Source organism: Janthinobacterium salmonicoloratum, assembly GCF_051380845.1.
Taxonomy (GTDB): domain Bacteria; phylum Pseudomonadota; class Gammaproteobacteria; order Burkholderiales; family Burkholderiaceae_D; genus Janthinobacterium; species Janthinobacterium lividum_F.
In genome coordinates this window covers 2,008,211-2,021,745 of record NZ_JBNYXV010000001.1, presented here as the reverse complement: position 1 = coordinate 2,021,745, position 13,535 = coordinate 2,008,211, and the positions used below count along the sequence as shown (strand labels likewise).

General features: G+C 66.2%; 10 protein-coding genes. 2 read left to right on the top strand and 8 right to left on the bottom strand.

What is annotated here, in order from left to right; translation table 11 throughout:
* Nucleotides 1–167: 167 nt before the first annotated feature.
* Entirely contained in the window at nucleotides 168–1,787 is a 1,620-nt protein-coding gene (locus ACQ4WY_RS09365; RefSeq protein ID WP_436503747.1) for a methyl-accepting chemotaxis protein, read from the top strand.
* Here ACQ4WY_RS09365 and ACQ4WY_RS09360 read toward each other — a convergent pair.
* Nucleotides 1,784–3,949 carry a TonB-dependent siderophore receptor gene (locus ACQ4WY_RS09360; protein ID WP_436503746.1) on the bottom strand — a complete coding sequence of 722 codons (2,166 nt, stop codon included), beginning with the start codon at nucleotides 3,947–3,949 and terminating at the stop codon, nucleotides 1,784–1,786. The genes ACQ4WY_RS09365 and ACQ4WY_RS09360 overlap by 4 nt on opposite strands.
* Nucleotides 3,950–4,356: 407 nt before the next feature.
* Here ACQ4WY_RS09360 and ACQ4WY_RS09355 point away from each other — a divergent pair, with 407 nt between their 5' ends.
* Nucleotides 4,357–6,168 carry a putative bifunctional diguanylate cyclase/phosphodiesterase gene (locus tag ACQ4WY_RS09355; protein WP_436503745.1) on the top strand — a complete coding sequence of 604 codons (1,812 nt, stop codon included), beginning with the start codon at nucleotides 4,357–4,359 and terminating at the stop codon, nucleotides 6,166–6,168.
* On the opposite strand, the gene ACQ4WY_RS09350 is transcribed toward ACQ4WY_RS09355, so the two are convergent.
* The 7 genes from ACQ4WY_RS09350 to ACQ4WY_RS09320 form a co-directional block, all read right to left on the bottom strand.
* Nucleotides 6,159–8,606 carry a TonB-dependent siderophore receptor gene (locus tag ACQ4WY_RS09350; RefSeq protein WP_436503744.1) on the bottom strand — a complete coding sequence of 816 codons (2,448 nt, stop codon included), beginning with the start codon at nucleotides 8,604–8,606 and terminating at the stop codon, nucleotides 6,159–6,161. The two genes, ACQ4WY_RS09355 and ACQ4WY_RS09350, sit on opposite strands and share 10 nt — an antisense overlap.
* 92 nt (nucleotides 8,607–8,698) lie before the next feature.
* Nucleotides 8,699–9,649: a FecR domain-containing protein gene (locus tag ACQ4WY_RS09345; protein ID WP_436503743.1), complete on the bottom strand. Its 951-nt coding sequence runs from the start codon at nucleotides 9,647–9,649 to the stop codon at nucleotides 8,699–8,701.
* Nucleotides 9,646–10,188 carry a sigma-70 family RNA polymerase sigma factor gene (locus ACQ4WY_RS09340; protein WP_436503742.1) on the bottom strand — a complete coding sequence of 181 codons (543 nt, stop codon included), beginning with the start codon at nucleotides 10,186–10,188 and terminating at the stop codon, nucleotides 9,646–9,648. Before ACQ4WY_RS09340 ends, ACQ4WY_RS09345 begins: the two co-directional genes overlap by 4 nt.
* Before the next feature lie 11 nt (nucleotides 10,189–10,199).
* On the bottom strand, nucleotides 10,200–10,556 hold the full coding sequence (locus tag ACQ4WY_RS09335) for a DUF3325 domain-containing protein (RefSeq protein WP_436503741.1): 357 nt from the start codon (nucleotides 10,554–10,556) through the stop codon (nucleotides 10,200–10,202).
* The gene (locus ACQ4WY_RS09330; protein WP_436503740.1) at nucleotides 10,553–12,187 is read right to left on the bottom strand and encodes a PepSY-associated TM helix domain-containing protein; all 1,635 of its coding nucleotides are present in this window, start codon (nucleotides 12,185–12,187) and stop codon (nucleotides 10,553–10,555) included. Before ACQ4WY_RS09330 ends, ACQ4WY_RS09335 begins: the two co-directional genes overlap by 4 nt.
* A complete protein-coding gene (locus ACQ4WY_RS09325) occupies nucleotides 12,184–12,522 on the bottom strand; it encodes a DUF3649 domain-containing protein (RefSeq protein WP_436503739.1) in 339 nt (112 codons plus the stop codon). The genes ACQ4WY_RS09330 and ACQ4WY_RS09325 overlap by 4 nt, the downstream gene beginning before the upstream one ends.
* A 2-nt stretch (nucleotides 12,523–12,524) precedes the next feature.
* Nucleotides 12,525–13,271, bottom strand: coding sequence for a DUF4198 domain-containing protein (locus ACQ4WY_RS09320; RefSeq protein WP_436503738.1), 747 nt, complete (start codon nucleotides 13,269–13,271; stop codon nucleotides 12,525–12,527).
* Nucleotides 13,272–13,535: the final 264 nt, after the last annotated feature.

Here is a 13,535-nt window from a genome sequence, read left to right as displayed (position 1 = left end):
TCAATCTTCCCGTGTAATTTGTTGTTTCTATGTTGAAAGTGTTTCTTTAGCGAAAGCGCAGCTTGGTTTTTCACGGGGCGCGCCGCATGATTTCTTTATTTGGTGAGAATTGGATAGATTTGGCGGCGCCTTTGTTGCCATCTTGTTCTTGCCGCAGGGAGAAATACATGCAACTCGCGAATCTGAAAATCTCCGTCCGCCTGGGTCTGTTGGGCGCCTTCTTCTTTCTTGCGCTGGTGTTCGTCGGCGTGCGCGGCTGGAGCGCGCTCGACGCGGCCAGCGCGCGCAGCGCGGACGCCATGCAGCGCGCCGTGGCCTTGACGGAAGCGGTGGACGCTGCACGCAGCGCGCAGGTGGAATTCAAGATCCAGGTGCAGGAGTGGAAAAACATCCTGCTGCGCGGCGGCGATGCGGCCGCCTTCCAGCGCTACCGCGAGGCCTTCGTCACCAGTGGCGCACAGACGCGCAAGGAATTGAAAAGCCTGCAAGCGATGATGGGGGCGCTGAAGCTCGACACGGCGCCCGTGGAGCAGGCGCTGCAGGCGCACGACGCGCTGGGCGTGAGTTACCTGGCGGCGCTGCAAAAGTATGATGGCGCGCGCGCCGACAGCGCCCAGACCGTCGATGCGCTGGTCAAGGGCATGGACCGCGAACCGACGCGCCAGATCGACGCCATCGTCGCGGGCATCGGCAAGCAGTCGCACAGCTTGATGGCGCAGATGAAGGAGCAGGACGGCGCCGCGCACCGCAGCGCCAGCATCGCCATGCTGGCCACCGTGCTGGTAACCCTGGTCGTGGGGTCAATCACCGTGTGGTGGCTGATCCGCAGCATCACCGTGCCGCTGGGCGCGGCCGTCGGCATCGCCCAGCAGGTGGCGGCCGGCGATTTGCGCGCCGTGGTGGCCGACAGCAGCCGCGATGAAATCGGCGACCTGCTGCGCGCTTTAAAAGCGATGAGCGGCAACCTGGCCGCCATCGTGGGACGGGTGCGCGCCGGCACGGACGCCATCGCCACGGCGTCCGGTGAAATTGCCAGCGGCAACATGGACCTGTCTTCGCGCACGGAAGAGCAGGCCAGCTCGCTGGAAGAAACGGCCGCCTCGATGATCGAGCTGACGTCCACCGTGCGGCAGAATAACGACAACGCGGACCAGGCGCGCCGGCTGGCCGGCGGCGCGTCCGACGTGGCGCAGCGCGGTGGCGCTGCCGTGGCGCAGGTGGTGCAGACCATGAGCCATATCAATGCCTCGTCGAAGCGCATCGTCGACATCATTGCCGTCATCGACGGCATCGCCTTCCAGACGAATATCCTGGCCCTGAATGCGGCCGTGGAAGCGGCGCGCGCGGGCGAGCAGGGACGCGGTTTTGCCGTCGTGGCCACCGAAGTGCGCAGCCTGGCGCACCGCTCGGCTGCGGCAGCCATGGAAATCAAGCAATTGATCGGCGAATCCGTGCGTACGGTGGAAGAGGGCAGCGTGCTGGCCGGCCAGGCGGGGCGCACGATGGATGACGTGGTGAGCAGCGTGCAGCGCGTCAACGCCATCATCGGCGAGATCGCCGTGGCCAGCGTGGAGCAGCGTGACGGCATCGAGCAGATCAGCATCGCCATCAGCCAGATGGATGGCGTGACGCAGCAGAACGCGGCCCTGGTGGAGCAGGCCGCCGCCGCCGCGGATGCGCTGCAGCAGCAGGCGGCCAGCCTGGCCGACGCCGTCAGCATCTTCAAGCTGCATGCGGCGCAGGCGTCGGCGCCGGAACTGAAGCCGGGCCGGCTGGCGCTGGCTTAAAACGTGTACTTCGCCGTCAGCACGGCGCTGCGCGGATCGCCGAATGCATTGCCGCTGTCGATGCTGCTGATGGCCTGGTAGTAGTTGCGGTCGAAGACGTTGGTCACGCTCAGGCGCACGTCGAGCTGGCGGTTCACTTGCCAGCCCGCGTTCAGGTCGGCCACCGCGTAGCCGCCCTGGCGGATGGCGCTGTTGGTCTTGTAGATCTGGTTCTGCGCCCGCAGCGCGCCGCCGACGCGCCACGCATCGGACAGGCGATAGCTGGTGGACAGGCGCAGCAGGCGGCTGGGGCGCTCGGCCGCATAGCGCGCGCCGACGGCATTGCTGCCTTGCGCCTTGGCGTATTCGGCCGTGTTGTAGGTAAAGCCCGCGCTCACCTGCCAGCGCGGCGTCAACGCGCCGGACACGCTCAGTTCAAACCCATCGCTGCGTACTTCACCGGCCGCCTCGGAGCATGACAGCAAGCCGGGACCGCACTGCGTCAGTGGCAGCGCTGTCGCCAGGTTCTTTTGCACGATGCGGAACACGGCCGCCGAGGCGTTCAGCGCGCCGCCGAAGTATTCGCCCTTCACGCCCGCCTCCATGTTGATGCCCGTGACGGGATCGAGCAGCACGCCATTCCTGTCGACGGCGCTTTGCGGATTGAAGATGCTGGTCCAGCTGCCGTACAGCGAATGGTGGGCGTCGATGTCGTACACCAGGCCCGCATATGGCGTGACTTCCCGGCTCACCTTGTAGCCGGAGCGGGCGCCCGTAAACGTGTTGACGGCGTGGTAGTCGTACCAGTCGATGCGGCCGCCCACCAGCAGGGCCAGCGGATCGGCCAGGCTGAAGCGGGCCGTCGTGTAGACGCCCGTCTGTTTCGTCTTGCTGTCCTGGCCATAATAGAACGTGCCGATCGCGGGTTTCACGGGCGCGCCCGTATCCCAGCGCACGGGGTTGAAGGTGTAGCTGTAGTCGGGTACCGACTTGTAGCCCTTGTCCTCGGTATCGCGCGTGCGGTAGTTGGCGCCGAAGACGATTTCATGGCGGCGGCCCAGCAGGCTGAAAGGGCCGGCTGCCTGCGCATCGACAATGCGCTGCTGGCGGTCGTAGACAAAGGCGTTGGCCGCGCTGAGGCGGAACAGATTCGTCTTCGGCACGCGGGCGATGCCCGTGACGACGGAGTCGAGTTCGTCCTGCAGCGCCTGCGCCGCCAGTTTTACCTTCCAGCCGTTGCCCAGCCGGTGTTCGAGTTCGGCGAACAGGCGCGTGTTTTTCTTGTTCCAGAAGGTCCAGTCGGGCGCGTTGCTGGCCGAGCGGTCGAGCGGCAGGAAACTGCCATCGAGCGCCGTTGGCAAGCCGTACCACGTGGAGCCGGGATTGCGCTCGTCGTTGACGTGGAAGCCCACGCTCAGGGTCGTGTCGCGCGACAGATCGGCATCGGCGGTGGCGTAGAGCAGGGCGCGCTTGTGGCGGTAGTTCGAGATGAACGTGTCGCTATCCTGGTAGGCGGCCACGGCGCGCCCGCGCAAGCTGCCCGCCTGGTTCAGCGCGCCGCGCGCATCGACTTCGCCGCGGTAGTCGTTGTAGCGGCCGATGCTGCCCGTGAGCGACACCTCGTTCTCCGCCGTAGGGCGTTTGCGTACAAAATTCATCGTGCCCGACGGGTTGCCCACGCCATTGAGCATGCCGGCCGCGCCGCGCAGGATTTCGACCCGGTCGTACATGGCCAGGGTGGCGAAACCCAGGGTGTCGCCGTCGGCCGACATGGTCAGGCCGTCTTCCGTGAAATTGCTGATCGAGAAACCGCGCGAATAAAAGCTGGCGCGCTCGGTGGCGCCTTTGTTCAGGCTCAGACCCGGCGTGATATTGGCGATGTCCTCGACCGAGCGGATATTCATGTCGTCCATTTGCTGGCGTGTGACGACGCTGACCGATTGTGGCGTCTCGCGCACGGACAGGTTCAGGCGTGTGGCCGCGTTCATGCTGCCGCTGGTGTAGGAGCCGCTGCCTTCGGTGGTGGCGGAGGTGGCCTGCGCGTTGACGCGCACCTCGGGCAGATTCTGTTCCTGTTGCTGCGCCTGGCCATGGGCTGGTGCACCCAGGGTGCCGAGAATGGCCGCGGCCATGAGGGTCGGCGCCAACGCGGCGGCCTTGCGCTGCGCGCTGTGTATTGTCATTGACTACTCCCGGTGTCGCGATGCTGTGGTGGATGAAGCAGGCGGATGCCTGTTTCAAAATATGCGTCGCTGGGGGAGTGTTGCGCCTGGCTTGCCTGGCCATGCCGCTGCTGTCCTGGCCTGGGCGCAGGAACTCAGATGAATGGAGTTGACTCTCAGGAATGAGAATCATTCTCATTTTAGTGCGACGCAGCAATTGTTGCAATAATTGGTGAGATTATCTGTGGGAGGATTGCAACAGTGAGCACGCCTCGCCGTGATTGACACCAGTCAAGCGGCGCCCGATCAGGCAAATATCGTGCCGAAATTCTTATACTATTTCCTTTCCGCATGTATCTGCGCCCGGCCGCATGGCGCGCGTTGCAAAGGAAAACCATGTTTCTCACTTTCCGCCTGCCGGGTGACGCATGACGGTGCTGCTGCTGGCGCTGTGCCTGACCCTGGCCGTGATGCTGAGCTTGCTGCTGGCCTGCCAGTGGCAGGCGGCGCGCACGTGGCGCCTTCGCCATGCGACGGGCGTGGTGCTGCAGGCGGCGCAGGCGCAGCGTATGGCCGATGCGCTGGCGCTGCTGCATGCGTTGCCGGCGGCCGTCATCGGCACCGACCGCGATGGCGTGGTGCGCTACCTGAATCCCCGTGCCAGCGCCATGGGCGAGCGGCTGGGCGACGATGGCCTGGGCCAGCCCGTGACGCAGCTGCTGCCGCTGTTCCATGACGGTACGCCCATCGATGCGGCGCGCCAGGTGCGCGACTGCGTGGCGCGCCAGGAAGTGCTGGAGGTGGTGCGCGGCGCCGTGCTGCTGCGCCATCTCGATGGCAAGCGCATCGACGTGCAGTACAGCTGCGCGCCGCTGGCGCAGGACGGCGCGGTGCTGCTGCTGCACGATGTGTCGGCGCGCCGGCGCGCCGAGCAGCAGCTGGAATTCATCGCCCACCACGACGGCTTGACGGGGCTGCCGAACCGCCTGCATTTCCAGATCCGCTTCGAGCACGGCATCGCCTACGCGCGCCGCCACCAGGCTTTGCTGGCCGTACTGTTCGTCGACATCGACCGCTTCAAATCCATCAACGACAGCCTGGGGCACGACGTGGGCGACCAGGTGCTGACGGAGTTCGCGCGCCGGGTGCAGCAGTGCGTGCGCAAGGTCGACACGGTGGCGCGCCAGGGCGGCGACGAATTCATCATCCTGCTGACGGAATTGCGCACGGCGCACGATGCGGAGCGGGTGGCCGAGAAAATCGTCGGCGCCATCGCCGCCCCCTTCGTCATCGGCGAATACAGCCTGTCGGTGGCGGCCAGCGTGGGCGTGGCCCTGTACCCGGACGACGACGACGTCAATGCGCTGATCGAAAAGGCCGACCTGGCCATGTACTCGGCCAAGCGCCACGCGCCTGGCACCTGCCTGCGCTACGCGCCGCGCATGCAGACACAGTCGTATTCGCGCACCATCCTCGAGACGGCCCTGCGCCATGCGCTCGAACGCAACGAGTTCGCCCTGTTCTACCAGCCGCGCATGGACTTGAAGACGCGCACGATCACGGGCGTCAAGGCGCTGCTGCGCTGGAAGCACCCGGAACTGGGCCTGATGATGCCGCTCGATTTCTTGCCGGTGCTGGAAGAAAGCGCCATGATCCTGCCGGTGGGGGCCTGGGTGATGGCCACGGCGGTGGAACAGGCGCGCAGCTGGATCGCGCAGGGGCAGATGCTGACGGTGTCCGTCAGCCTGTCGGCGCGTCAGTTCTACCAGCGCGATATCGCGCGCAATTTCGCCGCCGCGCTGGAGGCGGCCGGCGTGCCGGGCCACTGCATCGAGCTGGAAATCGCCGCCGGCATCCTGATCGACCGCAACCAGAACTGCGAGCTGATATTGCGCCAGTTCCGCCAGCTGGGCATGGCGATTGCCGTCAGCGATTTCGGCACGGGCGACGCTTCGCTGCACTACCTGAAACGCTTCCCCACGGATGCCGTGAAGATCGAAAAGTGTTTCGTCGACGACGTGGGCAAGCCGGGCGGCGACGGCGCCATGGTGCGCGCCATCGTGGCGATGGCGCGCACGCTCGGACTGCGCACCATCGCCGGCGGCGTGGAAAGCGGCGAGCAGCTGGAACTGCTGGCCGAGATGGGGTGCGACGAGGCATTTGGCTATTTTCTCGGCCGCGCCATGGCGCCCGAGGGCATCGAGGCGCTGCTCAATAACAGTGAAGCGATTCAGAACTGATAGCGCAGCGACAGCATGGCGTTGCGCGGATCGCCATAGTAGCCACCCATGCCCGTCGAGTAGTACTGCTTGTCGAAGACATTGTTGACGTTCAGGGTCGCCAGCAGTTGTGGACTGAGCTGATACTGCGCCATCAGGCCCGCCACGGCATAGGCCTTCTGCGTGAAGCGTTCGCCATGCGGTCCGCGGTCATCCATGTAGATATCGCTCTGCCAGTTCACGCCACCGCCCAGCACCAGACCCGGCAGGCCTTGCGCCAGGCGCCAGGTGGTCCACAGCTTGGCCATGTTTTGCGGCTGGTTGGTCTGGATGCGTGCGCCGGCGGCATTGCGGATGCGGCTGTAAGCATAGCTGGCCGTCAGTTGCCAGTCGGGACGCAGCTGGCCCGATACTTCCGCCTCGAAGCCGCGCGTGGTGGCGCCCTTGACGGTGTGGTAGGCGTAGGAGCCGCCGCCCGTGCCGATGATCCAGACATTGCCCGGATCGGCTTCGGCCAGGTTTTCCTGCTTCAGCTGGAAGAGGGCGGCGCTGGTGGTGAGCTTGCCGCCGAAGAATTCGCCCTTCGCGCCCACTTCGTAGTTCTTGCCTTCCAGCGGCGCCAGGAAGCGGCTGTTGACGTCGCGCTGGCTTTGCGGCGTGAAGATGCTGGTGTAGCTGGCGTAGGCCGACCAGTGCTGGCCCAGGTCATAGACGAGGCCCGCATACGGCGTGATCTTGCCGTTTTCGCGCATGGCGTCGTACAGGTTCGTGCCGTTGACATAATCGCTGCGGATGTCGCGCTTCCAATACGACAGGCGCGCGCCGAGGATCACCGACAGCGCGTCCGTCGGACGCAGGCGCAGGGTCGAATACAGGCCGCTTTCCTGTTCCTTGTCGTACGAACTGCCCTGGCGCGTGCCGCTGTAGTCGGGTACCGGCATGGCGCCATTCCAGGCATGGATATCGGGCACCGTATAGTCATAGCCATCGAGGCGCCAGCCCGGATAAATGGGGCTGTTCGTCTTGAGTTCCGAGGCGCTCACGCCCAGCACCAGTTCGTGCTTGCGGCCGAAGGCCTGGAACGGGCCGCTGACATAGGCGTCGAGCGAGGTCTGTTGCGGCTTGCTGTGCCAGTTGGCCAGCCACAGTTTCATGCCGCCACCCGTCACGCGGTCCGGGTAGCCATTGCCGGAAAAGCCCTGCAAGGCGTCGTACTGGTTGCTGCTGCGGCTGACGGCCACCTTGGCGATCCAGTCGTTGTCGAAATAGTGGTCGAGCGTGGCGAACAGCATGCTCTGTTCGCGGTCATACGTGCTCCACGCCGTGGTGCCGTTCATCGAGCGGGGAAAACTGGTCTGCGAGCCGTCGGCATAGAACATGGGAAAGTCGCGTCCTGCGCCCTTGAGCTTTTCCTTCTGGTAGTTGACGCCGGCGCTGAGCACCGTGGAGGGCGACAGGTCCGCTTCGACGATCGCATACAGCACATCCTTTTTCTGCTGGTAGCGGTCGATGAACGAGCGCTGGTCTTCATGCGCTGCGACGAGGCGCGCACGTACCTTGCCGTCCGCCGTCAAGGGCGTCGAGACATCGCCTTCGATGCGGTAGCGGTCCCATGATCCCAGCTGCGCGCCGGCCGTGGCGGCAAAGCTGCGGCCCGGACGCTTGCGCACCAGGTTGATGGCGGCCGACGGGCTGCCCGTGCCGCTGATCAGGCCCGTCGCGCCGCGGATGATCTCGACGCGGTCGTAGATGGCCATGTCGTAGGTGCGCGCTTCCAGGTTCTTGCTGGTCGGGATGCCGTCGAACATATACGAGGTCACTTCGAAGCCGCGTGAAAACACCTGGTCGTATTCGCGCGTGCTCGAGGAATGGTCGACCGTGATGCCGGGCGCCTGCAGCAGCACATCCTGCAACGTGCGCAAGCCCTGGTCTTCGATCTGCTGGCGCGTGATGACGCTTACGGCTTGCGGCGTTTCGCGCAGCGACAGGTTCAGGCGCGTGGCGCTGGTCAGGCCCGCGTAGCTCCGCTTGCCTTCCGTGGTGCCGTCGCGCAGGGCGCTGGAGCTGACGGCCACTTCGTCCAGGGTGGCGGCGATCGGCGCGGCGGGCGATGCAGTGCCGGCCTTGCGCAGCACGTAGCTGCGTTCCCCGCTGGGCAGCGCTTCCAGGCCCGTGCCCGCCAGCAGGCGCGCTAGTGCCTGCGGCACCGTGTAGCTGCCGCTCACGCCTGGCGTTCGCACGCCTTGCAGCAGTTCGGCCGCCGCGCCCACGCTTACCTTGGCCTCGATGGCAAAGCTGGTGATGGCGGCGGACAGCTCGCCCGCCGGAACGGTGAAGGCCGTTTGCGCGGCGGCCGGTGCGGTGGCATCGGCCGCCATGGCCGGCGCCTGCGCCAGCGACAGCAGGATCACAGCGCTGCCGATGGCGCGCGCGAGGGGAGTCAAACGGGGTGGGTGCATGGTCAGGCCTTTCTGGTGGAGTGTCGTTGCAAAATGTCGTTGCAATACTCACAGGACAGGCCATGGTGAAAAAAAGGGCCAACTTTTATAAACTATTTTTTGCGGGCCGTGAGGGTGACCCAGTACGGGGTGCGGTACAGCAGGTCGACGGGCAGCATGCGCGTCAGGCTTTCCAGCACGGCGTCCGTGTCATCGAGCTGGAAGGCGCCTGACAGGCGCAAGCCCGCCACTTGCGGCTCCACGCGTAGCAGGCCGGGGCGATAGCGTGACAATTCTGCGGCGAAGGCGTCGAGGCGCATGTCCTGCGCCGCCAGCATGCCGTGCGCCCACGCATGGGCTTGCGGCGGCGCCGGCGTGGGCAGGCCGGCGTGGCTGGCGTCGAAGCGGCTTTGCTGGCCCTTTGTTACCGTGCGCACGGTGGCCGAGGGCGCGCGCGGCGTGATTTCCACGGCGTGTTCAAGCACCGTCACGCGGCTGCTGTTGTCGTCGACGCGCACGGTGAAGCGCGTGCCCAGCGCGCGGATGCGGCCATGGCAAGTGGCGACGATGAAAGGTCGGCTGCCCGCGTGGTCGGGGCGCGTCTGCACCAGCACTTCGCCGCGGCGCAAGGTCAGCCGGCGTTCGGCGGCGCCATACGCCACATCGACGGCGCTGTCCGTGTTGAGCACCAGGGTGCCGCCATCGGGCAAGGATACTTCGCGCCGTTCGCCCACGCCGCTGCGGTAATCGGCCAGCATCTCGTGGCGCACCAGCAGCCAGGCGGCGGGCGCCGCCATCAGCGCCAGCAGCACCTGCACGGCCACGCGGCGCTGCGGCCGGCGCAGCACGGGCACGGCCAGATCCGGCGGCAGCAGATTCGCCGTCTGGCTTACCTGCTGCACCCTGTGCCAGGCGCGCGCGTGTTCCGGGTCGAGTGCGCGCCATTGGGCCGACGCCGCCAGGTCATCCGGCGTAGCCTGGCCCGACTGTTCCAGCAAATACCATTCGACGGCCTGGCGCGCCACCTTGCGCGACAGCGGAGATGGTGGAGCGGCCGCGCTCATGGCAGCAGGTCCGGCGCCAGCAGCACGCATTCGGTCAGGGCCTCGGCCATGTAGCGCTTCACGGAGCGCTCGCCGATGCCCAGCTGCGCGGCGATGTCCGCGTACGCATGGCCTTCGATCTGCGCCATGATGAAGACGGCGCGCACCTTCGGTTTCAAGCCATCGAGCATGGCATCGACCGCTTGCAGTGCCTGCAGGATTTCCGCGTGCTGCTCGGTCGATGGCATATGGCGTTCGGGCAGGGCAGCGAGCGCGGCCAGCCACGCGCGTTCCAGCGACTGGCGGCGCAAGTGGTTGATCAGCAAGTGTTTGGCGATTGTCGCCAGATAGGCTTTCGGCGCGCGCAGGGCCGGCGTTTGCGGCTGCGCCGACGGGCCGGCCAGCAGGCGCGCGAAGGTGTCCTGCATCAGGTCGGCTGCCTCGGCAGCATTGCCCAGGCGCCGCTGCAGCCAGTGCGCCAGCCAGCCGTGGTGTGCGCGGTAATGGCTTTCCAGCTGCGTGGGCAGCAGGGGGGAGGGCACGAACGGACTGCCTGGCATGGCCACGATATCTATAGCATGGCCAGCGCGATGGCGGCCAGCACGGCCGCCACGCCGATCATGCGCGCCAGGCGCATGGCCTGGTGGGGCGCATAGGGCAGCAGCCAGATCAGCAGCAAGCCGCAGCCCGTCAGGCTGCCGACCCAGTAGACGAGGCCGTAGCCGCCGCCGGCGATGTGCATGGCCCAGGCCAGACCGGCCACCAGCGCCAGCCAGCCGGCCCACTGCAGGCGGCGGCGCAGCGGCGCAGGCGGTTCGGCGCCGCGCCCGTGCAGGTCGGCATAGTGGCGGTCCATCGCCAGGCACAGGGAAGACAGGCCTGCATAGCACAGGGCAAAGACAAGGAAATTGGCTAACAGCTCCATCATGCGGCCTCCATCGTCGTTGCCGGCTTGGCCGTGTCCGTTGCTTTTTGCGCCTTCGATGCCTTCACGGGCAGCGGTTTCAATTTGAACGCCGCATACGCGAGGCCCAGGCCCAGCACCAGCACCACCAGGTCGAAGGCGGCCACCGCCACGGGGCCGCGACCCAGGAACAGGGTCACGCCCAGGTGCGAGCCGGTGGTAAAGACGTTCAGCACGGGCAGCGATGCCAGCAGGAAGGCGCCGACGGCCAGCTGCATGCGCCACATCGCGCGCGACGGGCGCAGCTGGGCGATGATGGCGGCCAGGGCCCAGGCGCCGAAGAAGCAGGCGATTTCCTCTTTCGGCCGGTCTTCCATCGTCACCGACAGCAGGCGGTTGGCCCAGAAGTAGGCGCCGAAGGCGATCGGAATGCCGGCGATGGCGCCGATGTTGAGCGCCTCGACCAGGCGCAGGCCGAAGCTGGCGCGCTTGCCGGCGGCCAGCGCCTTGGCCTGCTTCTGGCGCGTCTTGACGGCCCACAGCAGGGCGCCCGTGGCGACCATGGCGCAGCCGGCCAGGCCGGAGAGGAAGAACAGGGCGCGCAGCAGCGGTCCGCCGAAATGCGCGACGTGCAGGCCGACCATCACGCCTTGCGTGGCGGCCGCGCCGGGCTGCGCGTCGCCATCGGCCGACAGCAGTTTGCCGGAAACGCCATCGAATTCCATCGACGGCTGCTTCGACGACATGTCGCGTCCGCCAGCGCGCGTCAGCGAAATGGTGGCGTTGGCGTCGCCCGGGTGGTTGACCGAGATGCGTTCGACCTTGCCGCCGCCCCAGTGCTGTTCCGCCTGGCGCACGAGGGGCGCCAGCGACGTCAGTGGCGCGGCCACGCCGGCCGGCTTGCTGTCGCCCGAGCGACCGGGAAACGCTTCGGCAAAGAAGGCGTCCTGGTCGCCCTTGTAGGCGGCCGTGGCGCCGGACGGCATATACAGGAACATCAAGGTGACCAGTCCCGTGTAGGTAATCATGATGTGGTAGGGCAGGGCCAGCACGGCCGTCACATTGTGTGCGTCGAGCCACGAGCGCTGGCCCTTTTTTGGCCGGAAGGTAAACAGGTCCTTGAAGATGCGCTTGTGCGTGACGATGCCGCTGATGATGGAGACGAACATGAACATGGCGCAGAAACCCACGATCCAGCGGCCCCAGATGGCGGACATGTAGTGCAGGTCGAAGTGCAGGCGGTAGAGGAATTCGCCGCCCCGCGTCTCGCGCGGCTTCGACAGCACCTCGCCCGTGGCCGGGTCGGCTTTTTCGCTATGAAAATTGCCGCGCCGTCCGCGTTTCTTTTCTCCGGGTTGCGACGGCTTGCTCCAGCCCAGCTGCGTGGCGGGATTGCGCTCGCCGGGCAGGCTAATGAACCAGCGCGTGGCGCCCGTGGCCCGCTCTTCCATCGCTTTTTGCGCGACGCTGGCCGCTTCCTCGGTGCTCACCTGGCTGGCGGCGGCGCCGTGCAGCTCGGGCTGCATCCACAGGGTGATTTCATTGCGGTAGTAACTGGCCGTGCCGGCGCAAAACACCAGCAGCAAGATCCAGCAGACGAGCAGGCCGGACCAGGTGTGCAGCCATGCCATCGACTGGCGGAAACCTTCTTTCATGCGAGACTCCAGGATAGTGCGTCCATCGACTGCAGGATGGCGGCGATGACGGCGGCGGGGATCGCCAGGCCCAGCCAGGCGCGCAGGGCGCTGCGCGTGGCGAAGACCCACATCACGGCGCAGGTATAGATGGCAAACGACAGCAGGGTGGCTGTCATGACGGCTTCGGAGCGGGCCATGGGCAGGCTCACCGACAGCAGCATGGTGACCAGCGCGGCCAGCACGTAGCCTCCAACGATGGCCGCCACGCTGCGCGAAGCCACGCCTAGGCGGTAGACCGCGCCGGCGGAGAGCCGCAGACGCGGCATTTTTTCAGTGGTGGCTGGCGCTTGCATGGTCAGTCGTGATCCTTGCTGGGCGGCAGGGCCGGGCCGGCCGGCAGCGGTGTCACGCCTTGCGGCTGCACCAGGCTCAGGGTGGTCACGAACATGGCCTTGTCATAGGCTTGCGCACCGCGCTGGCCGGGCGTCTTGTCCGTGTGCTGCACTTCCAGTACATAGCTTCCCTTCCATGGCAGCGGGAAGCTGACCAGACCTTGCGCATCGCTCCACGCTTCCTTGCCCCAGCCCGATTGCACCACGGCGTTGACCTTGGCTTGCGCCAGCGGCTTGCCCTGGTAGCTGACCTGGAACTGGCCTGGTTTGCCGGTCGGTACCAGGTCCAGGGTCAGCGCGGGCGCTTGCGCCTTGCCGTCGGCGACCAGGCGCGCGGCCGGAATCCACACCGTGCGCGTGGCCTTGCCATCCTTCTTCTCTTCCCATGACGGGTAATTGTCTTCCTCGACGATGATGCTTTCGCCGGCGCCCGCCTTGCCATTCAGGATGAACGCGCCGGCCGTCTTGCTCGCCTGCAGCGACTGCGCGCCCTTGGCCGACACCCATGTCACGTTCTTGATGCTGAACTTGTCCAGCAGGCCGGGCGACGCTTCGCGCAGGTTGTCGCCGAACTCGCCGAAGTACACGCTGGCCGCCTTGCCGTCCTGCTGCAGCCAGATCTGGTGCGCGCTGGCGTTGCCGCAGGCGATGGCCGTACCCAGCAGGGCGGTGGCGAGGGCGCCGAGGCGCGCGATGGAAGTGATGTGCATGGTGTATGCCTTAGTTTGTGGTGAGAAACGTGGTTATCGCAGCGCTGCAAAGTACTGGAAAGTGGCGGCGGCAGCGCCGGCCAGCGAAGGTGCTCGCGCCATGAAACTACCTTTTTTCGTGATTGATATGGGAAGGCTTGCTTGGCGGGGATGCCTGGCTGGCGCAGCGTGTCATCCAGCTGCGCACCAGCCATGCCGTCCTGGCCGGTCGATGGCAGGCGGGACATGCGGGATGCGGACTCCAAACGGAATCCAAATGTGAAT